The following is a 19,222-nucleotide window of genomic DNA, read 5'->3' as shown; positions in this document are numbered from 1 at the left end:
AGGAGCGGACCGTAGCCGAGAGAATGGGGCCGCACATGGGACCGGCGATCAGCCTGAGCAAGGTGGAAGAGGCGGCGCCCGCCCTCGTGAACCTCTACAAGACCGCCGGGGCCAGCCTCGACAAGCACGGTCTGCAAGGCGAACGCGCCGCCGTCTACCTCGTCGTCGACTACTCCGGCTCCATGAAGCCGTACTACAAGGACGGCACCGTCCAGGCACTCGCCGACCGCGTCCTCGGCCTGTCCGCGCACTTCGACGACGACGGCACCGTGCCCACGGTCTTCTTCTCCACGGACGTCGACGCCGTCACGGAGATCGCCCTCGGCCGCCACCACGGGCGCGTCGACGAGATCGTCGCCGGGCTCGGTCACATGGGCAAGACCAGCTATCACCTGGCGATGGACGCCGTGATCGACCACTACGTCGACAGCGGTTCCACCGCGCCCGCCCTGGTCGTCTTCCAGACCGACGGCGGCCCCATCAACAAGCTCGCCGCCGAGCGGTATCTGTGCAAGGCGTCGAGGCTGCCGCTGTTCTGGCAGTTCATCGGCTTCGGGGACGCGAAGAGCAAGCAGTTCGACTACCTCCGCAAACTCGACGAACTCGCCGTCCCCGCCAAGCGCGCCGTCGACAACGCGGGCTTCTTCCACGCGGGGCACGACCCGCGCACCGTCCCGGACGACCGGCTGTACGACCAGTTGGTGGGAGAGTTCCCGGCCTGGCTCGCGGCGGCGCGGGCGCAGGGGATCGTGACCACCTGATCCCCGCGGCGCCCGCCCGCCGATTGCTTTAGCCGACCATGCGCTGCCGCAGCGCGAGCATCGTCCGCGCATCAAGCCCAAGTCCCTTCCGCAGATAGCCGTTGAGGCTGCCGTACTCCTTCTTCACCTCGGTCAGTGCTGCCTCCAGATAGCCGGTGCGGACCTCTTGCAGCGGGATGAGCAGATCGGGGTTCTGCATCAGACCGCCCTGCTTCAGGCCCTCGCGCACCTTGGCGTCGTACGCGGCGCGGTAGGTGTTGGACGCCAGGAAGTCGCGTACGACGGTCTGCTCGGGGACGCCGACGGCACGCAGCAGCAGATAGCTGGTCCAGCCGGTGCGGTCCTTGCCTGCCGTGCAGTGGAAGAGCAGCGGTGACGCCTTGCCGCCCTGCGCGATGTCGCGCAGGGTCGCCGCGAATTGCGCGCGGTTGGGGCCGTCGGTGACGAAGGTGCGGTAGACGTCGCGCATGAAGGCGTCCGCCCTGCCGTTGCCCAGCATTTCCTCCTGCTTGACCGGGTCCCGGGAGCCGATCACGGTCATCAGGGTCGTGAAGAGGCCGTTGTCGCTGACGGGGCGGGCCGTGGGGGAGAGTCCGGCGGGCAACCGGTCGGGTCCGTCGTACTGGACCTCGGCGGGCACCCGGAAGTCGACGACCTTCTTCAGGCGGAGCCCGGCGAGGGTGGCGACGTCGGTGTCGGTGAGCTTCGTGAGGGCGTCGGCGCGGAAGACCTGGCCGTGACGGACCCGCTCGCCGTCGTAGGTGCGATAGCCACCCAGGTCTCGTACGTTGACGGCGCCTTGGAGGGGGATCTGGCGCACGCCGTCGTACGCGGGCCCGGGGTGGTGCGGGGCGTGCCGGGCCGTGCCGCGCTCGGGTGCGGCCGGACCCGCGTGGGCCGCCCACGCGGGCAGGGTGCTCAGCGCGAGCGCGCAGACCGCCGCTCCGACTGCCGTACGGGTTCGGGAGATGCGCATCGGGCCGCCTTCCTCGGTAGCGGTCGCCATGGCCACACGTCGCTCAACCAAGCGATTGTTTGGTAGAAGGTAGCGGGGTGCCCGTGAAGGAGGAAGATGTGCGTGGCAGGTATCTCGCGACCCGGGGCGGACGGGGGGTCCCTCGTCCGTGTTAGGCTTATGCGTCGCAGTTTTGGTACCCATGAACTTTATGTGCGCCTGACGGGAATGCTCCGAAGGCGCACTATTGTTTTTTTCCGGTTCTCTCCGGGATGGGGGTCATTGCAGCGCTTGGAATCCACAATTCCGTGGTTTTCCTTACTCTGCCCCTGTTGAGGAGATTGACATGGCAACCGGCACCGTTAAGTGGTTCAACTCGGAAAAGGGCTTCGGCTTCATCGAGCAGGACGGCGGCGGCCCCGACGTCTTCGCCCACTACTCGAACATCGCGTCCTCGGGCTTCCGTGAGCTCCTCGAGGGCCAGAAGGTCTCCTTCGACGTCACGCAGGGCCAGAAGGGCCTGCAGGCCGAGAACATCGTTCCCGCCTGATCGTCGTAGCACGCGAACCTCATAGCCGGGGCCCGCACCAGAAAGGTGCGGGTCCCGGCTTGTGCTGTCACCAGGTCCAGGAAGGCATTTCCGTATGAATCGCTCCGAACGCCCTGCGCGTCCTGCCCGCAGGCGCTCCACGAACGCACGCGGAAAGGCCCCGGTGGCCGGCGGCGGCCAGGCGAAGGGCGCCGCGAAGAAGCCGGGCCGCGCCAAGCCGAGGCCCGTCGGCGGTGAATTCGCGCTGCCCGAGAGCATTGAGCCCGCGCTGCCCGCGGTCGAGGCGTTCGCCGACCTGGACATGCCCGAGGCCCTCCTGAAGACGCTGGCCGCGCAGGGCGTGACCGAGCCCTTCCCGATCCAGGCAGCCACGCTCCCCAACTCCCTCGCGGGCCGCGACATCCTGGGCCGTGGCCGCACCGGCTCCGGCAAGACCCTCGCCTTCGGCCTCGCGCTGCTCGCCCGCACCGCGGGCCGCCGCGCCGAGCCGCGCTCGCCCCTCGCCCTGGTCCTGGTCCCCACGCGTGAGCTCGCGCAGCAGGTGACCGACGCCCTGACGCCGTACGCGACGTCCGTGAACCTGCGCATGTCGACGGTCGTCGGCGGCCTGTCCATCACCAAGCAGGCGGGGACGCTCCGTCGCGGCGCCGAGATCATGGTGGCGACGCCCGGCCGTCTCAAGGACCTCATCGAGCGCGGCGACGCCGATCTCTCGCAGGTGCGCACGACGGTCCTCGACGAGGCCGACCAGATGGCCGACATGGGCTTCATGCCGCAGGTCACCGCGCTCCTGAAGCAGGTGGAGCAGGGCGGTCAGACGATGCTCTTCTCCGCCACGCTCGACAAGAACATCGACCGCCTGGTCCGGATGTTCCTCACCGACCCGGTCGTCCACTCGGTCGACCCGTCCGCGGGCGCGGTCACGACGATGGAACACCACGTCCTGTACGTGCAGGACGAGACCGACAAGAAGGCCGTCGCCCTGCGCATCGCCGCCCGTGAGGGCCGCGTGATCATGTTCCTGGACACCAAGCGCGCGGTGGACCGCTTCACCAAGCGGCTGCTCGCCAACGGTGTACGGGCCTCCGGGCTGCACGGCGGCCGCTCGCAACCGCAGCGCAACCGGACCCTGGACCAGTTCAAGACCGGGCAGGTCACGGCGCTCGTCGCCACGAACGTGGCGGCCCGTGGCATCCACGTCGACGACCTCGACCTCGTCGTGAACGTCGACCCGCCCACCGACCACAAGGACTACCTCCACCGCGGTGGGCGCACCGCGCGTGCCGGTGAGTCCGGCAGTGTCGTCACGCTCGTCCTGCCGGACGAGAAGCGGGAGATGACGCGTCTGATGTCCGACGCGGAGATCAACCCGATGACGGCGCGGGTGAAGTCCACGGACGAGGAACTCTCCCGTATCACCGGGGCGCGCGAGCCTTCCGGGGTGCCGGTGGTGATCGAGGTTCCGCAGCAGCAGCAGGCCTCGCCGCAGCGGGCCCGGCGCGGGCGTCCCGCCGGGCAGGGCGGGGGAGGCCAGGGCCAGCGCCGCTCGCGCCCCCAGGGGCAGGGGCAGTCGCAGTCCCAGGGCGGTCAGGGTCAGTCCCGGTCGCAGTCCCAGCCGCGGTCCCAGTCCCAGGGCGGCAGGCCGTCCGCCGGTGGGGGCCGTCCCTCCGCCGGTGGCGGGGCCGGTGGCGGCCGTGCCCGGCGCGGTGGCCGTCCCTCCGGGGGCGCGGGGCGCAAGGCGGCGTAGCGCGTGACCCTGGCGGGGGGCTTGGCCCCCTGCCGGGGCGGGCTCTCTGGTGGGAGGATCTGATGACTGACGACGAGAAGCATCCCCGGCGTCAGCTCCTGCCCGTCGTGGAGGGCGATGACCGGCAGGATCTGCGTGCCGACTGCGCGAGTTGCTTCGGGCTCTGCTGCGTGGCCCTCACCTTCTCCAAGTCGTCGGACTTTCCCGTCGACAAGGCGGCCGGCACCCCCTGCGCCAACCTCCGGCAGGACTTCCGCTGCGGCATCCACGACAAGCTGCGCCCGAAGGGCTACTCGGGCTGCACGGTCTACGACTGCTTCGGTGCCGGTCAGAAGGTCTCCCGGACCACCTACGGCGGCGTCGACTGGCGGCAGGACCCTTCCACCGCCCGCCAGATGTTCGACGTCCTCCCGGTGATGCGCCAACTGCACGAACTGCTCTGGTACTTGACCGAGGCGATCGCCCTGCCCCAGACCCGCCCCCTCCGGGCGGAGCTCCAAAGCGCGCTGGAGAAGGTCGAGCACCTCACCCAGGGCACCCCGGCCGACGTGGCCGGGACGGACGTGGCCGCACACCGGGCGGACGTCAACGTCCTGCTCCTGCGCACCAGCGACCTGGTGCGCGCGGACATCCGCAGGAAGAAGAAGGACCGCAGGGGAGCCGACCTCTTCGGCGCCCGTCTCCGCGGCGCCGACCTCCGCGGTGTCACCCTCCGCGGCGCCTGCCTCATCGCCGCCGATCTCAGCGGCGCCGACCTGCGGCAGGCCGATCTGATCGGCGCGGACTTCCGGGACGCGGACCTGCGGGGCGCGGACCTCACCGGCAGCATCTTCCTGACGCAGTCGCAGGTGAACGCGGCGAAGGGCGACGCGGAGACGAAGCTCCCGCCGGCCCTGGCCCGTCCCGCGCACTGGGGCTAGGTCAACCCCGGCCTGAGCTCAGGGCTTCACGTATCGCACTCAAGCACCGTCCGGCACAAGGTGCACCGCGCCCGCATCCGCCCCCGGGCGGGCAACCGGATCCGCTGCTGACACGTGGGGCAGGGGAACGACACCCGCAGCGGCTCGGCGGCCCCGCCTGACCCGCGGGAGAAGGAGTACGTTCCGCCCCCGGCGGGCGACCCCGGTCCACCGGAGCCGAGCGCATGCCGCCGGTCCTTCGCGTACCGCCGCCGCCCCGCCCATCCCGCGGCCGTCAGCGGTGGCTGCTGTTCGTCGCGCCGGGCCTGTTCGAGGCCCTTCGTATAGGCGGTGTACGCCTGCGCGCTGGTGAACCACGTCTCCGGTGCCTCACCGAAGGCGATGGCCCGCTTGGCCAGGACGTACCCGAACTCCTCCGGCGTGAGATAGCCGAGCTTCTGGGACGAGGCGCCGTCCTCCCGGTAGGCGTCCAGAAGGAGCCACCCCGCCCCCAGATACGTGGTGGCGGTGTCCGTGAGGATCTCGTTGTCGCGCGTGCCGGGGAACACCAGATCAAGCCGGTGCAGATACACGTGCATGATCTCGTGGGCGAGCGCCGCGCCGATGTCCCTGCGGTGCGTGCGGAACCGGTCGTTGAGTTCGATGAAGTACTCCGGCCCGGCGGTGAGTTCGACGTTCGCCGCGTGTTCCATCCCGCGGAAGCTGACGATCACGCGGGCGTCCGGAAGCCGCAGGTGACGCACCATCTCGCGGGCCACGCGCTGCACGCCCAGATGCAGGTCGTCCTGGTCGGAGAAGGCGACGTCGGCGGGGGCGACGCTGGTGCCGAAGGTGTGGACGGTGTCGTACGACAGGCGTCTGTAGAGCGCGGTGATCGCGGAGCGCACCGTGTCCAGGTGGGGGTATCCGTGCACCACCGGCCCGCCGTCCGTCATGCCGGCACCCCCTGGAGACGTCCTCAACTCGCCTCCACTGTAAGGCGGGTCCCCGCCGGTGGAACCAGGTGACGCGGAAGGCGCTGGCCGAAAACCGCCCCTTGCTCTATGCGGACACCGATCTCCATAATCCGCAACAACGCTTTGGCGGGCTCATGCCATTTCCGCCGTCGCGGGCAACCCCCCACGAAACCCCCCACGAACCCCCCACGAAGGAGTACCCGTTGAACACCAAGCTGCGTGGAGTCAAGAGAGCCGCCACCCTCGGTGCCATCGCCCTCGCCGCCGTCAGCCTGCAGCCCTTCGCCGCCTCCGCGGCCCCGCACCCGGGCCCCACCCCGGGCGAGCGCGTGGTCGGCGGCACCCCCGCCGAGCAGGGTGAATTCCCGTTCATGGTCCGTCTGTCGATGGGCTGCGGCGGCGCGCTGTACGCCCAGGACGTCGTGCTGACCGCCGCCCACTGCGTGGACGGCTCCGGTGACAACACGAGCATCACCGCGACCGGTGGTGTCGTGGACCTGGAGAGCCCGGACGCCATCAAGGTGAAGTCCACGAAGGTCCTGCAGGCGCCGGGTTACGACGGCAAGGGCAAGGACTGGGCGCTCATCAAGCTGGCGAAGCCGATCGACCAGCCCACGCTGAAGATCGCCAAGGACACCAAGTACAACGAGGGCGAGTTCGACATCGCCGGCTGGGGTGCCGACAAGGAAGGTGGCCAGCAGCAGCGTCATCTCCTCAAGGCGAAGGTCCCCTTCGTGAGCGACGCGGACTGCGAGGCCGCGTACGGCGCCGACCTCACCCCCGGTGAGGAGCTCTGCGCCGGGAAGCTGGCGGAGGGCGGCGTGGACACCTGCCAGGGTGACTCCGGCGGCCCCATGTTCCGCAAGGACGAGGCCGGTGAGTACATCCAGGTCGGCATCGTCAGCTGGGGCAACGGGTGCGCGCAGCCCAAGTTCCCCGGGGTCTACACCGAGGTGTCGACGTTCGCCGGTGACATAGAGAAGGCGGCATCGGAACTCTGAGGTTCCGCCGGACGCGGGGTCCGACCAGTGCTGGTCGGGCCCCGCGTTCTTGCTGTGCGGGAGAGTCCAAGTCCTGACTCTCCTTTGTCCATGGGCCCGCAAGCCCCTTCCGGCGCAGGGTGACCGCACCGAATTCCGTCCCACGGAGGGGTGCCATGCAGCCGTCAGACACGTCCGGACCGAGCCGCAGAGCCGTAGTCGCCACGGGCGCGCTGGCCGGGGTCGGTGCCGCCGTCGGCCTCGGGGGCGGGACCGCTCTTGCGAAGCCGGCCGCGGCGCGCGAAGCCGTCCTGCGCTCCGCCGACCTGGAGGTACGCGTCGCCACCGACTTCCCCCGCGTCGTCTCGTACACGGACCGCGCCTCCAAGGCGGTCCTGCACGCGCAGTCGGAGGCCGTCACCACGCTCCTGGTGGACGACGTGACGCACACCCCGGAGGTGACCTTCACCGGCGACGGGGGCGACCGGGCCGAGTACGTCCTCGCGCTCGGCGGCGGGACCACCCTCACCGTCGAGATCGTCGTCAAGGGGCGCCAGGTGCGGTGGCGGGTGACGGAGATCGACGACACCGACGCGCTGCGCGTGGGCACGCTGCGCATCCCCGGGCTCGCCCTGCTCGCCGTACGCAGCGATCAGCCGGGCGCCACCCTGCTCGCCGCCAAGGTCCAGCTCGACAAGGCCAAGAGCGGGGACACCGAGGTCAAGCCGGCCTCGGGCACCGCCGCCGAGGCGGCCACCGGATGCGCGTACGCCGTCGTCGCGCACGACACGCTGGGCGGCGCCGTCGAGACCAACACCGTCTACGACAAGCCCACCACCGAGGCCGGGACGACCTGGGACAACGGCCGCCTCTGGCGGGAGACCGTCAGGAAGAGCGGGTACGTGGAGGCCAGGCTGACCCCCGGCCAGTGGACGCACCGCGCGGCGACCGCCGCCGTCGGCGACACCGAGCCCCTGCCGTACGCCACCGTCGTCATCACCGGTGACCGCAACGGCGACGGCAAGGTCGACTGGCAGGACGCCGCCATCGCGTTCCGCGACATCATGGTGAAGCCGCTGGGCGCGGACGAGCAGCATCTGCGTGTCGTCCCGCACATTCCGTTCAACTTCGCCTCGCAGGCGACGAACCCGTTCCTGATGACCCTCGACAACGTCAAACGGATCCATCTGGCGACGGACGGGCTGCGCCAGTACACGCTGCTCAAGGGCTATCAGTCCGAGGGGCACGACTCCGCGCACCCCGATTACGCGGGCAACTACAACACGCGTGCGGGCGGCCTCGACGACCTCAACACCCTCGTCAGGGAGGGCAAGAAGTGGAACAGCGACTTCAGTGTGCATGTGAACGCCACGGAGTCCTATCCCGTCGCGAACGCCTTCTCCGAGAAACTCGTCGACAAGGCGAACGAGCAGTGGGACTGGCTTGATCAGAGCTACCGCATCGACCAGCGCAGGGACCTGGTCTCCGGCGACATCGTCAAGCGCTTCGCCGACCTGCGCGACGAGGCCGACGGCGCGCTCAACGCCCTCTACATCGACGTGTTCCGTGAGTCGGGGTGGACGTCCGACCGGCTGCAGCGCGCCCTGCGCCAGCAGGGCTGGATCGTCACCAGCGAATGGGGGCACGGCTTCGAGCGGTCGTCCGTCTGGTCGCACTGGGCGACGGAACCGGATTACGGCCCCGACACCTCCCGAGGAATCAACTCGCGGCTCATCCGCTTCATCCGGAACCACCAGAAGGACGTGTTCGCCGACAAATGGCCGACCCTTCTGGGAATTGCCCGCATGGGCAATTTCGAGGGATGGGTCGGCAAGACGGACTGGTCGTATTTCTACGATCTGATCTGGACGGACTCGCTGCCCGCCAAGTATCTCCAGGCTTATCCCATCAAGTCCTGGGGCGAGCACGAGGTCAGTTTCTTCGGGGAGGGCGGGACGACGGTCTCCGACGCCGACGGCACCCGTCGGATCGTGACCGACGGCCGTGTCGTCTATGACGGGGGCAGCTATCTGCTGCCCTGGGAACCCCGCAAGGCCACCGACCCCGGCAAGCTCTACCACTACAACCCCAAGGGCGGTAAGGGGAGTTGGCGGCTGCCGCGCGGCTGGGCCGGGCTCTCGAAGGTCGCGCTGTACCGGCTCACCGACCAGGGGCGGGTCTTCGTCGCCGATGTCCCGGTGCGCGGCGGCAAGGTCACCCTCGATGCCAAGGCCAAGCAGCCCTACGTCCTCTACCGCCGCCGCGCCGCCGCGCTGCCCGACCCCGGCTGGGGGCAGGCCACCCCTCTGCACGACCCCGGCTTCAACTCCGGGTCACTGCGGGGGTGGAAGGTCTCCGGGCCCGCCTCCGTCGTGCTCAGCAAACTCGGTGACCACGAACTCGTCGTCGCCCCGGGCGGCAAGGCAGCCGTCGGCCAGCGGCTGCGCCGCCTGAAGGCGGGAGCGTACGTGGCCTCCGTGCAGGTCGAGGTCGGGGAGAAGGCGGGCGACGAGCGCAAGGCCGCCCTCGAAGTGCGCACCGCCGACGGTGTCACCGCCGCCAACTGGACGCGGACCTCCACCGCGGGCAACTACGTGGCGGCCGACCGCAAGCACGGCACCCGCTTCCAGCGGATGTCCGTGCCCTTCACCGTCCCCGAGGGCGGCGGTTCGGCCGAGCTGACCCTGCGGGCCGACGCGGGCCACGCGCGCGTGCGCTTCGACAACGTACGGATCGTCTCCACCACGCGAGGCGGCGCCCCCGGAGAGGGCAGCCTCGTCAGCGAGGACTTCGAGCACGTGCCGCAGGGCTGGGGACCGTTCGTGAAGGGCGACGCGGGGAACGTCACCGATCCGCGCACGCACATCGCGCAACGGCACGCCCCCTACACGCAGCGCGGCTGGAACGGCAAGGCCATCGATGACGTCATCGACGGCTCGCAGTCCCTCAAGTCACGCGGCGAGAACGCCGGGCTCGTCTACCGCACCGTCCCGCACACCGTCCGCTTCGAGGCGGGCAAGCGCTACCGCGTCTCGTTCCGGTACGAGAACGAGAAGGCGGGGCAGTACGCGTGGATCACCGCCGTCGACGAGCCCGGAACCCGTGAACTCGACCGCAAGGAGCTGCCCGTCGCGACCGCACCCACCGTCCTGACCTACGAGTTCACGGCCCCCGCGAAGGGCGAGGCGTGGGTCGGGCTGCGCAAGACCGGGGACGACGGGACCGCCGAGTTCGCGCTGGACGCCTTCGAGGTACGGGAGGCCTGATGCTCCGCCGGGCGGGCCGATCTCTCGGCCCGCCCGGCGTCGAGACCGGTGCTCACCGGCCGGCGGAGCCGGACTCGGGGAGGGCCGGGAGAGGGGAAAGGGAAACCGTCCCTGCCTCGGCCGCCCCCTCCAGCTCAAGCACCCACACCTCGTTCTCCCCCTCCTGGAGCACCGCTCCGGGGACGTACAGCGAGGACTGCGGCCCCACGGTCCAGTACCGGCCCAGATTGAAGCCGTTCACCCACACGAACCCCCGCTCCCAGCCCGGCAGTTCCAGCACCGCGTCCCCGGCGCCACGGACAACCGCCGAACCCCGGTAGAGCCCCGGGCGCCCGCCCTCGGCCCCCGTGACGGGCACGCCCCTGACGGCCTCCGCCGAGGAGAACGCGTCGAGCCGCAGCCCCCTGGCCGTCACCCCGTGCAGGTACTGCCGCTCATGCAGCACCCCACCGGTGATGCCCTTCGCCTCGCCGGTCCGTGGCCCGTAGTTGACCCTCCCCAGGGACTCCACCCAGAGCTCCACGCGCGCGTGCCCCGCGACAGGCTCGGCCAGCGCCGGTTCCTCCTCGGTCAGGACCCCGGCCCGTACCCCGTCCACGTACACCACGGCCAGGTCCCGCAGCCCCCGCACACGCAGCGGATAGGGCTGCCTCGGGCCCGGCACGGTCAGCGTGTACTGGACCAGGCCGCGGTCCACGTCGAGCTCTTCGAAGGTGGGCGGTACGGCGTATTCCGCGGACGGGCCGCCGAGCGCGTCCAGCACGGCGGACAGCGGCGCCCACTCCGGCAGGCCGACCGCAGCGCGCTCCCCGAGAGCGGGCAGCGCCGCGGGCGGCTCCGGCAGCGGCCCCTCCGCATACGGGGCGAGCACCTCACGGAAGAGCCAGAACTTCTCCGTGGGGCGCCCGAACTCGTCGATGGGCGCGTCATAGTCGTACGAGGTGACGTCCGGCTCCAGGACACCGTCGTGCAGGGCGCCGCCGCCCCGGTTCGCCCCCGCCCACCCGGCGAAGTTGGTGCCGCCGTGCGCCATGTAGAGGTTGACCGAGGCCCCGCACTCCAGGATCTCCCGCAGCGCGTCCGCGGCGTCGGCCGCGTCCCGCACGACATGCCCGGCGCCCCAGTGGTCGAACCAGCCGCACCAGAACTCCATGCACATCAACGGCCCCTTCGGACGGTGCCCGCGCAGCGTCGCGAAGCCCGCGCGGGCCTGCGAGCCGAAGTTGGCCGTCGCCATGACACCGGGGACGGAGCCACCGGTCAGCATGTGGTCCTCGGGGCCGTCCGAGGTGAACAGCGGCATGGTCACGCCCTGGGCCCGCAGCAGGTCGGCGAGATGGCGGAGGTAGACCTGGTCCGAGCCGTAACTGCCGTACTCGTTCTCCACCTGCACCATGATCACTGGACCGCCCCGGTCGTGCTGACGCGGGACGACCTCCGTCATGAGACGGCCGAACCAGCGGTCCACATGCCCCAGATACTCCGCGTCGCGGGTCCGCGCGCGTGGACCCACCGCGCCCGTCAGCCAGTGCGGGAGCCCGCCGTTCTCCCACTCGGCGCAGATGTACGGGCCGGGCCGGACGATCGCCCACAGGCCCGCGTCCCGGGCGGCGTCCAGGAAACGGCCGAGCGCCTCGACGTCCCTGAACTCCCCGGGACGCGGCTCGTGCAGGTTCCACGGGACGTACGTCTCCACGCAGTTGAGCCCCATGGCGCGCAGCATCGCGAGACGGTGGCCCCACTGCGCCTCATGCACCCGGAAGTAGTGCAGCGCCCCGGAGAGCAGCCGTACGGGCCGCCCGTCCAGTTCGAAATCGTCCTCGCCCACCCTGAAGCCGTTCATCTCTTCCCTGTGTCCCTCTCGCTCGCATGACCCCTCCGTCACGATCACCTCTGGCGGGCGGCAGGGTCCATGGACAAAGATCTAGGCGGGTTGGACGCAGCGAGCGGGCCACGGCCCGGACAGAACCGGACGAAGGGGGCACCAGCGGATGTACCACACGTGGATGCGGTATTTCACGCCGAGCCCGGCCCACCACCGCCTCGGCCTCGCCTGCCTCGGCGTCGGCCTGCAGCACGGCCTCCTGCCGACCGTGGGCCCGCGCACCCTCGACCACCACGTGGCCGTCGTCATCAGCGCGGGCGGCGGCTGGTTCCAGAACCCCGACGGCAGACGTACGACGGTGACGGCGCCCGCCCTGATCTGGCTCACCCCCGGAGTGCGCCACCACTACGGGCCCGACCCGGAGACCGGCTGGGACGAATGCTTCGTCGACTTCACCGGGCCCGCCACGACGACGTACACCGAACTCGGCTACATCGAACCCGACCGGCCCGTGGTGCCGCTCTCCGACGCCACCGGGGCACGGGCCGCCGTCGGACGCATCGCGCGCGCCGCACGGCGCGGCAATCCGCTCCTGGAGGTCGAGACGGGCGCCGCCGTCCACGAACTGCTCGTCGCGCTGCGCAGGGCCCGCGCCGACATCGCCCCCGACGGCGACCCGGTCCTCCAGGCGCTGGCCCGCGACGCCTTCCAGCCGCTCTCCGTCGCGGGACACGCGGCACGGCACGGCATGACACCCGCGGAGCTGCGCACGGCGGTGCGCAGAGGCGCGGGCTGCAGCCCCAAGGACTACCTCCTCGGCATCCGCCTGGGACGCGCCAAGGAACTCCTCGCGGCCACGGAGCTCCCGGTCGCGGCCGTCGCACGCCGCGTCGGCTACGACGACCCCGCGTACTTCTCGCGGCTCTTCACGCGCCGCGTGGGCACGGCACCCGTGCGCTTCCGCGAGCAGCAGGGGCGCGCGGTCCCCGGCGGCTGGTCGCAGCAGATCCCCGACCCGGACCACCCGCCGATCCTGCGCTCTTCCGCCGTCGGCGGCGAAGGACCGGCAACGTAGGCTCGTGGACCATGACCACCCGCCACACAAGTGACGCGAACAGCGCCGACGCCGCGTCCGCCACGGACGCAGCCGTGCGCGCCGAGCTGTCCCGCCTGCGCGACAGCATCGACAACATCGACGCCGCCGTCGTCCACATGCTCGCCGAGCGCTTCAAGTGCACCCAGCAGGTCGGCCACCTGAAGGCCAACCACCACCTCCCACCCGCCGACCCCGACCGCGAGGCCCGGCAGATCGCCCGGCTCCGCGAGCTCGCGGAGAGCGCGAAGCTCGATCCGGCGTTCGCCGAGAAGCTGCTCAACTTCATCATCGCGGAGGTCATCCGCCACCACGAGACCATCGCCAAGTCGTCGTGAACCGGACCGCCGGGACTGCTTGTCGGTGACATCAGGCAGCATGGACCCATGCCCGTACTGACGCGCGACGAAGCGCAGACCCGAGCCCGGCTCATCGACGTCCAGCGGTACACGGTCGAGCTCGACCTGACCCGCGGAGCCGAGACCTTCGACTCCCGCACCGTCATCCGGTTCACGGCGCTCGGCGAGCCCGCGGCCACGGTGGACACCTTCGTCGAGCTGAAGCCCGCCGAGCTGCGCGCCGTGACCCTGGACGGGCAGGCCCTCGACCCCGGGGGCCTCGTCGAGAACCGGCTCGCGCTCACCGGGCTCACCACGGGCGAGCACGAGCTGCGGATCGACGCGGCCATGCGCTACTCGCACACGGGCGAGGGCATGCACCGCTTCACCGACCCCACGGACGGCGAGACGTACACGTACACGCAGCTGTTCATGGAGGACGTGCAGCGGGTCTTCGCCGCCTTCGACCAGCCCGACCTGAAGTCCGTCTTCGAGCTGACCGTCACCGCCCCGGAAGGCTGGACGGTCCTCGCGAACGGCGTCACCGAGCACCTCGGCGACGGGACGTGGCGCGCGGCGGCCACCCCGCTGATCTCCACGTACCTCGTCGCCGTCGCCGCGGGGCCCTGGCACTCGGTCCGCACCGAGCACCGCGGGCTGCCCTTCGGCATCCACTGCCGCCGTTCGCTCGCCCCCTTCCTGGAGGCCGACGCCGACGAGATCCTCGACGTCACGCGCGCGTGCTACGACCGCTACCACGAGAAGTTCGAGGAGCCCTACCCCTTCGACTCGTACGACCAGGCGTTCGTCCCCGAGTTCAACGCGGGCGCGATGGAGAACCCCGGACTCGTCACCTTCCGCGACGAGTTCATCTACCGCTCCGCCGTCACCGAGACCGAGCGGCAGACCCGCGCCATGGTCATCGCCCACGAGATGGCCCACATGTGGTTCGGCGACCTCGTCACCCTGCGGTGGTGGGACGACATCTGGCTGAACGAGTCCTTCGCGGAGTACATGGGCTTCCAGACCACCGCCGAGGCCACCCGCTTCGGCGACACCTGGACCGACTTCGGCGTCGCCCGCAAGTCCTGGGGGTACGACGCCGACCAGCGCCCCTCCACCCACCCCGTCGCACCGGACCCGGACGCCGTGCCCGACACCGCCTCCGCGATGCTCAACTTCGACGGCATCTCGTACGCCAAGGGCGCCTCCGCCCTGCGCCAACTCGTCGCCTGGCTCGGCGAGAAGGACTTCCTCGCCGGCATCAACACCCACATCGCCCGGCACAAGTTCGCCAACGCCACCCTCGCCGACTTCATCGAGTCCCTCGCGCACAACACCGACCGCGACGTGCACGGCTGGGCCGACGCCTGGCTGCGCACCACCGGCGTCGACACGCTCACCTCCACGGTCACGCACGACGCCCGGGAGTGGAGCCTGTCCGTCGACCGCGACGGCAGCCGCCCCCACCGCGTCGCCGTCGGCGTGTACGACCGCGACCCCACCGACCCCCAGGGCCTGGTGCTGCGCGAGCGGTACGAACGGGACGTCCCGCACACCGGGACCACCGCGCCGCGTGACGGCGGGCGCCCCGCCCTGATCGTCCCCAACGACCAGGACCTCACGTACGCCAAGATCCGCCTCGACGAGAACTCCATGGAGACGGCCCTGCGCAGCCTCTCCCGCGTCCCGGACGCGCTCACCCGCGCCGTCCTGTGGAACAGCCTGCGCGACATGGTCCGCGACGGCGAGCTCGAAGGCATGGCCTACCTGGAGGCGGCCCGCGCGCATCTGCCCGACGAGACCGACCTCGCCCTCGTCCAGGGCGTCCTCGCCTTCGCCTCCACCCACGTCGCGGACCGCTTCCTGCCCCCGGCGCTGCGGCCGGCCGCCCTCACCACCCTCACCGAGCTGTGCCGCGACCTGATCCGGCGCACCGAGGACGGCTCCCACGAGGGCCTGCGGCTCACCGCCGTACGCGGCCTCATCGACGTGGCGTCGCGGCCCGACCCGCTCCAGGAGTGGCTCACCGAGGGCACCGTCCCCGGCGGCCCCGAACTCGACCCCGAGCTGCGCTGGCGCGTCCTGACCCGCCTCGCCGTCCTCGGCGCCGCCGACGAGCCCGCGATCGCCGCCGAGCTGGAGCGTGACCCCAGCGCCACCGGGCAGGAGGGCGCGGCCCGCTGCCGTGCCGCGCTGCCCGACCCGGAGGCCAAGCGCCGCGCGTGGGAGGCGATGTTCGCCTCCGACGACCTCTCCAACTACCTCCTCACCGCCACCGCCCAGGGCTTCTGGCAACCCGAACAGACCGATCTCGTACGGGAGTACATCCCCCGCTACTTCACGGACGCGGTGGCCGTCGCGGCCCGCCGCGGCCCGGCCATCGCCGACGTAGCGGGCCGCTGGGCCTTCCCCGCCTCCGAGGTAAACCCCGAAACACTCCGCCTGGGCAAGGAATGCCTGCGCGACGCGAACCCCATCCCGGCCCTGCACCGCAAACTCACCGACCAACTGGACGACCTCGCAAGGGCGTTGCGAGTGCGGACGGCGAACCAGGCACCCCAATAGGGACGCGAGAAACGGCGCACCAAGCGACAACGCACCCGCAGGGCTGAGCAATACCCGCGCCCCGAAAGGGGCGCGGGGAACGGCGCGCCAAGCCACGACGCACCCGCAGGGTCGAAGCGGCACCGGCGCCCCGACAGGGGCGCGGGGAACGGCGCGCCAAGCCACGACGCACCCGCAGGGGCAGTGCGCCAGTGCCCCCGCGGCACCCGCAGGGGCAGAGCACCGCCCCCCCGCGGGCACCGCGGGGCCAGTACACCGCCGACCCGCGAAGCGCCTAGCACCCCAGCTCGCCCCGGCACCCCCTCTCCCCGCGGCAGTACCACTTTCGGGTTCGGATCGTTGAGCTCTTCGGGCGTGCCGTCCGCTCGGCGGACAGGCTGGTTGTCCCCGCCCGCGCGCACCCGAAGGACGTCGCCCATGAGCACTCCGCCGCCCCTCGCCGGAGGAGCCCGAGGCCCGGACGCTCTGCGGCCCTTGCTCAGCGCCGCCCTGGACGCCCTGCGCACCGGAGCGACCGCCCGCGGCGGCCCGCTCCCGGCAGGCGGCCCCACCGCCGTGGCGGCCAGGGTGCGCGAGGCCGCGGGCGAGGTCCTGCCCGCCCGCGGCGAGGGCGAGGAAGCGGCCCTGCGCACACTCGTCCACGCCCTTGCCGAAGGCGCCGCCGACCCCGCTGACGCCCTCTGCGCCGCCCACCTGCACTGCCCGCCGCTCGCGGTCGCCGTCGCCGCCGACCTGGCCGCGTCCGCGCTCAACCCCTCGATGGACTCCTGGGACCAGGCCCCCGCCGCCTCCGAGATCGAAGCCCTGGTCACCCGCGCCCTCACCACGGAGGTCTACGGCAGCGGCGTCCACGGCACCGGCGGGGGAGACGCCCTCGTCACCACCGGCGGTACCGAGGCCAACCAGCTCGCCCTGCTCCTGGCCCGCGAACGCACCGCCACGCACGGCCCCGTCCAACTGGTCGTCGGCGAGAACGCCCACCACTCGCTCGCCCGCGCCGCCTGGCTCCTCGGCATGCCGGAACCCGTCACCGTCCCCGCGCCCGCCGGAGTCCTCGACCCGGCCGCACTCGACGAGGCGCTGTCCGGACTCACCGGGCCACCGGACTCGTTCCTCGTCGCCGCCACCGCGGGCACCACCGACGCGGGCCTCGTCGACCCCCTCGACCAGATCGCCGCCCTCTGCGCGGACCACGGCGCCCGCCTGCACGTCGACGCCGCGTACGGCGGCCCGCTCCTCTTCAGCGACGTACGAAGAGGACTCCTGCACGGCATGGAGCGCGCCGACAGCATCACCTTCGACCTGCACAAGCTCGGCTGGCAGCCCGTCGCCGCCGGGCTGCTCCTGGTCCGTGACGGCCGCGACCTCACGGCCCTTGGCCACCACGCCGACTACCTCAACGCCGACGACGACACCGAAGCGGGCCTGCCCGACCTCCTCGGCCGCTCCCTGCGCACCACGCGCCGGCCCGACGTCCTCAAACTCGCCGTCACCCTCAAGGCCCTGGGGAGGGAAGGGGTCGGCGCGCTCGTCGACCAAGTCTGTCTGCAGGCGCAGGAGTTCGCCGGGCTCGTCGCCGCGCACCCCGGCTTCGAGCTGTACGACCGGCCCGTCATCAGCACCGTCCTGTTCCGGCCCGTCGGCGCCGACGACGACCACATCGCGTACATCCGGCGCGAACTCCTCGGCCAGGGCCGCGCCGTACTCGGGCGGGCCTGCATCGACGGCCGCCGGTGGCTCAAGGCCACCCTGCTCAACCCGCACACCCGGCCCGGCGACCTCGCCGAGCTCCTGAAGCTCGTGGAAGGAACCACCCCCCGATGACCGGCCAGAACGACAAGCCCGCCCCGCCGCTCACCACCCCCGAGGAACCCCGGGACCTGGTCGGCATCGGCATCGGCCCCTTCAACCTCTCCCTCGCCGCCCTCGCCCAGCCACTCGCCGGACTCGACGCCGCCTTCTACGAACAGCGGCCCGGCTTCCACTGGCACCCGGGGCTCCTCATCGACGGCGCCAGCCTCCAAGTGCCGTTCCTCGCCGATCTGGTGACCCTCGCCGACCCGGCCAACCCCTGGTCCTTCCTCAGCTACCTCAAGACCCGCGAACGGCTCTTCCCCTTCTACTTCGCCGAGCGGTTCCACATCCAGCGCGCCGAGTACGACGCGTACTGCCGCTGGGTCAGCGAGAACCTCCCCGCGCTGCACTTCGGCCACCAGGTCGACGCGGTGCGCTGGAACGCCGAACGGGACCTCTTCGAGGTCGACTTCACGCAGCTCGACGCCGAGGGGGAGGCCGAGGCGCTCGGCCGGACGTACACGAAGAACATCGCCGTCGGCGTCGGCACCGCGCCCTACATCCCCGAGCCCCTGAAGCCGCTGGCCGACGCCCCCGCCGTGCCCGTGATCCACTCCGCGGACTATCTCCTGCACCGCGACCGGCTGCTCGCCGCCGACCACATCACCGTCATCGGCTCGGGCCAGTCCGGCGCGGAGGTCTTCCTCGACCTGCTCAAGCACCGCCCGGCCGGCGCCGAGAAGATCCACTGGCTCGCCCGCACCGAGGCCTTCGCCCCCATGGAGTACTCCAAGCTCGGCCTGGAACACTTCACCCCGGACTACACCCGCTACTTCCACTCCCTGCCCGAAGCCGTGCGCGACGGACTCGTCCCCCAGCAGTGGCAGCTCCACAAGGGCATCGACGCCGACACCATCGCCGCCATCCACGACGAGCTCTACCGCCGCACCCTGCACGGCGGCTGGCCCGACGCCGTGCTCACCCCGGGCGTCTCCGTGCGCACCGCGGGCCGCGTCGCCACCACCCGCGTGGAACTCCACCTGGAACACCTCCAGCAGGGCACCCGCTCCCGCCTCACCACGGACGCGGTCGTGCTCGCCACCGGCTACCGCGAGCGCCCCCTGGACCAGCTCCTCGCGGGCCTCGACCCGTACATGCGCCGGGACTCCGCCGAGCGCCCCCGCATCGACGAGCAGTACCGCCTCGTCCTCGACCCCTCCGTCACCGGCACCGGCAGCAACGTCTACGTACAGAACGCCGAACGCCACACCCACGGCGTCGGCGCCCCCGACCTGGGACTCGCCGCCTGGCGCAGCGCCACCATCCTCAACAACCTGCTGGAGGAGCCCCCTTACCCGCTCCCGCAGCGCACCGCGTTCACCAGCTTCGGCCTCCAGGACACCCAGGCCCGCCGCGCCACCGGCCTGATCGGCGAGCAGCGCGGCAACCTCGTACGCCTCAAGAACTGA

At 71.4% G+C, this 19,222-nt stretch carries 14 protein-coding genes; 11 read left to right on the top strand and 3 right to left on the bottom strand.

The genetic code is table 11. The features are described 5' to 3' along the window. Nucleotides 1-35 precede the first annotated feature (35 nt). Nucleotides 36-761 (top strand): VWA domain-containing protein, encoded by a 726-nt coding sequence (locus AB0I66_RS14525; protein ID WP_363208169.1) that lies wholly within the window; start codon nucleotides 36-38, stop codon nucleotides 759-761. Between the two features lie 28 nt (nucleotides 762-789). Here the strand turns inward: AB0I66_RS14525 and AB0I66_RS14520 are convergent, their stop codons facing one another. Beyond that, a complete protein-coding gene (locus tag AB0I66_RS14520) occupies nucleotides 790-1,737 on the bottom strand; it encodes a tyrosine-protein phosphatase (protein WP_363208168.1) in 948 nt (315 codons plus the stop codon). A 325-nt stretch (nucleotides 1,738-2,062) separates the two neighbouring features. Between AB0I66_RS14520 and AB0I66_RS14515 the strand changes: the two genes are divergently transcribed. The 3 genes from AB0I66_RS14515 to AB0I66_RS14505 all read left to right on the top strand — a co-directional run bounded on the left by AB0I66_RS14515 (nucleotide 2,063) and on the right by AB0I66_RS14505 (nucleotide 4,933). Beyond that, nucleotides 2,063-2,266: a cold-shock protein gene (locus AB0I66_RS14515; protein ID WP_037661310.1), complete on the top strand. Its 204-nt coding sequence runs from the start codon at nucleotides 2,063-2,065 to the stop codon at nucleotides 2,264-2,266. A 94-nt stretch (nucleotides 2,267-2,360) separates the two neighbouring features. Then, nucleotides 2,361-4,013 carry a DEAD/DEAH box helicase gene (locus tag AB0I66_RS14510; RefSeq protein ID WP_363208167.1) on the top strand — a complete coding sequence of 551 codons (1,653 nt, stop codon included), beginning with the start codon at nucleotides 2,361-2,363 and terminating at the stop codon, nucleotides 4,011-4,013. Between the two features lie 62 nt (nucleotides 4,014-4,075). Next, on the top strand, nucleotides 4,076-4,933 hold the full coding sequence (locus AB0I66_RS14505; protein WP_363208166.1) for a pentapeptide repeat-containing protein: 858 nt from the start codon (nucleotides 4,076-4,078) through the stop codon (nucleotides 4,931-4,933). A 26-nt stretch (nucleotides 4,934-4,959) separates the two neighbouring features. Here AB0I66_RS14505 and AB0I66_RS14500 read toward each other — a convergent pair whose 3' ends face one another. Continuing rightward, the gene (locus AB0I66_RS14500) at nucleotides 4,960-5,868 is read right to left on the bottom strand and encodes a hypothetical protein (protein ID WP_363208165.1); all 909 of its coding nucleotides are present in this window, start codon (nucleotides 5,866-5,868) and stop codon (nucleotides 4,960-4,962) included. A gap of 224 nt (nucleotides 5,869-6,092) precedes the next feature. Here AB0I66_RS14500 and AB0I66_RS14495 point away from each other — a divergent pair, with 224 nt between their 5' ends. Further along, complete coding sequence (locus AB0I66_RS14495) at nucleotides 6,093-6,890, top strand: serine protease (RefSeq protein ID WP_363208164.1); 798 nt, start codon at nucleotides 6,093-6,095, stop codon at nucleotides 6,888-6,890. A gap of 155 nt (nucleotides 6,891-7,045) precedes the next feature. Beyond that, nucleotides 7,046-10,135: an endo-alpha-N-acetylgalactosaminidase family protein gene (locus AB0I66_RS14490; RefSeq protein ID WP_363208163.1), complete on the top strand. Its 3,090-nt coding sequence runs from the start codon at nucleotides 7,046-7,048 to the stop codon at nucleotides 10,133-10,135. A gap of 52 nt (nucleotides 10,136-10,187) precedes the next feature. On the opposite strand, the gene AB0I66_RS14485 is transcribed toward AB0I66_RS14490, so the two are convergent. Continuing rightward, nucleotides 10,188-11,978 (bottom strand): beta-galactosidase family protein, encoded by a 1,791-nt coding sequence (locus tag AB0I66_RS14485; protein ID WP_363208162.1) that lies wholly within the window; start codon nucleotides 11,976-11,978, stop codon nucleotides 10,188-10,190. A 148-nt stretch (nucleotides 11,979-12,126) separates the two neighbouring features. Between AB0I66_RS14485 and AB0I66_RS14480 the strand changes: the two genes are divergently transcribed. The 5 genes from AB0I66_RS14480 (at nucleotide 12,127) to AB0I66_RS14460 (ending at nucleotide 19,222) form a co-directional block, all read left to right on the top strand. Continuing rightward, entirely contained in the window at nucleotides 12,127-13,035 is a 909-nt protein-coding gene (locus tag AB0I66_RS14480) for an AraC family transcriptional regulator (RefSeq protein WP_363208161.1), read from the top strand. 11 nt (nucleotides 13,036-13,046) lie between these two features. Then, nucleotides 13,047-13,391 (top strand): chorismate mutase, encoded by a 345-nt coding sequence (locus AB0I66_RS14475; RefSeq protein ID WP_363208160.1) that lies wholly within the window; start codon nucleotides 13,047-13,049, stop codon nucleotides 13,389-13,391. A 48-nt stretch (nucleotides 13,392-13,439) separates the two neighbouring features. Next, nucleotides 13,440-15,959 carry an aminopeptidase N gene (pepN, locus tag AB0I66_RS14470; protein WP_363208159.1) on the top strand — a complete coding sequence of 840 codons (2,520 nt, stop codon included), beginning with the start codon at nucleotides 13,440-13,442 and terminating at the stop codon, nucleotides 15,957-15,959. A gap of 417 nt (nucleotides 15,960-16,376) precedes the next feature. Next, nucleotides 16,377-17,783, top strand: a complete 1,407-nt coding sequence (locus AB0I66_RS14465; RefSeq protein ID WP_363208158.1) for an aminotransferase class V-fold PLP-dependent enzyme — start codon at nucleotides 16,377-16,379, stop codon at nucleotides 17,781-17,783. Further along, nucleotides 17,780-19,222, top strand: coding sequence for a SidA/IucD/PvdA family monooxygenase (locus tag AB0I66_RS14460; RefSeq protein ID WP_363208157.1), 1,443 nt, complete (start codon nucleotides 17,780-17,782; stop codon nucleotides 19,220-19,222). The genes AB0I66_RS14465 and AB0I66_RS14460 overlap by 4 nt, the downstream gene beginning before the upstream one ends.

Source organism: Streptomyces sp. NPDC050439 (genome assembly GCF_040655335.1).
Taxonomy (GTDB): Bacteria; Actinomycetota; Actinomycetes; order Streptomycetales; family Streptomycetaceae; genus Streptomyces.
This window is presented reverse-complemented; position numbering and strand designations above follow the sequence as displayed.

Coding starts and splice junctions, on each gene's coding strand:
- AB0I66_RS14525 (WP_363208169.1), top strand. CDS start 36: ATGGGACCGGCGATCAGCCTGAGCAAGGTGGAAGAGGCGGCGCCCGCC.
- AB0I66_RS14520 (WP_363208168.1), bottom strand. CDS start 1,737: ATGCGCATCTCCCGAACCCGTACGGCAGTCGGAGCGGCGGTCTGCGCG.
- AB0I66_RS14515 (WP_037661310.1), top strand. CDS start 2,063: ATGGCAACCGGCACCGTTAAGTGGTTCAACTCGGAAAAGGGCTTCGGC.
- AB0I66_RS14510 (WP_363208167.1), top strand. CDS start 2,361: ATGAATCGCTCCGAACGCCCTGCGCGTCCTGCCCGCAGGCGCTCCACG.
- AB0I66_RS14505 (WP_363208166.1), top strand. CDS start 4,076: ATGACTGACGACGAGAAGCATCCCCGGCGTCAGCTCCTGCCCGTCGTG.
- AB0I66_RS14500 (WP_363208165.1), bottom strand. CDS start 5,868: ATGACGGACGGCGGGCCGGTGGTGCACGGATACCCCCACCTGGACACG.
- AB0I66_RS14490 (WP_363208163.1), top strand. CDS start 7,046: ATGCAGCCGTCAGACACGTCCGGACCGAGCCGCAGAGCCGTAGTCGCC.
- AB0I66_RS14485 (WP_363208162.1), bottom strand. CDS start 11,978: ATGAACGGCTTCAGGGTGGGCGAGGACGATTTCGAACTGGACGGGCGG.
- AB0I66_RS14480 (WP_363208161.1), top strand. CDS start 12,127: ATGTACCACACGTGGATGCGGTATTTCACGCCGAGCCCGGCCCACCAC.
- AB0I66_RS14475 (WP_363208160.1), top strand. CDS start 13,047: ATGACCACCCGCCACACAAGTGACGCGAACAGCGCCGACGCCGCGTCC.
- pepN (WP_363208159.1), top strand. CDS start 13,440: ATGCCCGTACTGACGCGCGACGAAGCGCAGACCCGAGCCCGGCTCATC.
- AB0I66_RS14465 (WP_363208158.1), top strand. CDS start 16,377: ATGAGCACTCCGCCGCCCCTCGCCGGAGGAGCCCGAGGCCCGGACGCT.
- AB0I66_RS14460 (WP_363208157.1), top strand. CDS start 17,780: ATGACCGGCCAGAACGACAAGCCCGCCCCGCCGCTCACCACCCCCGAG.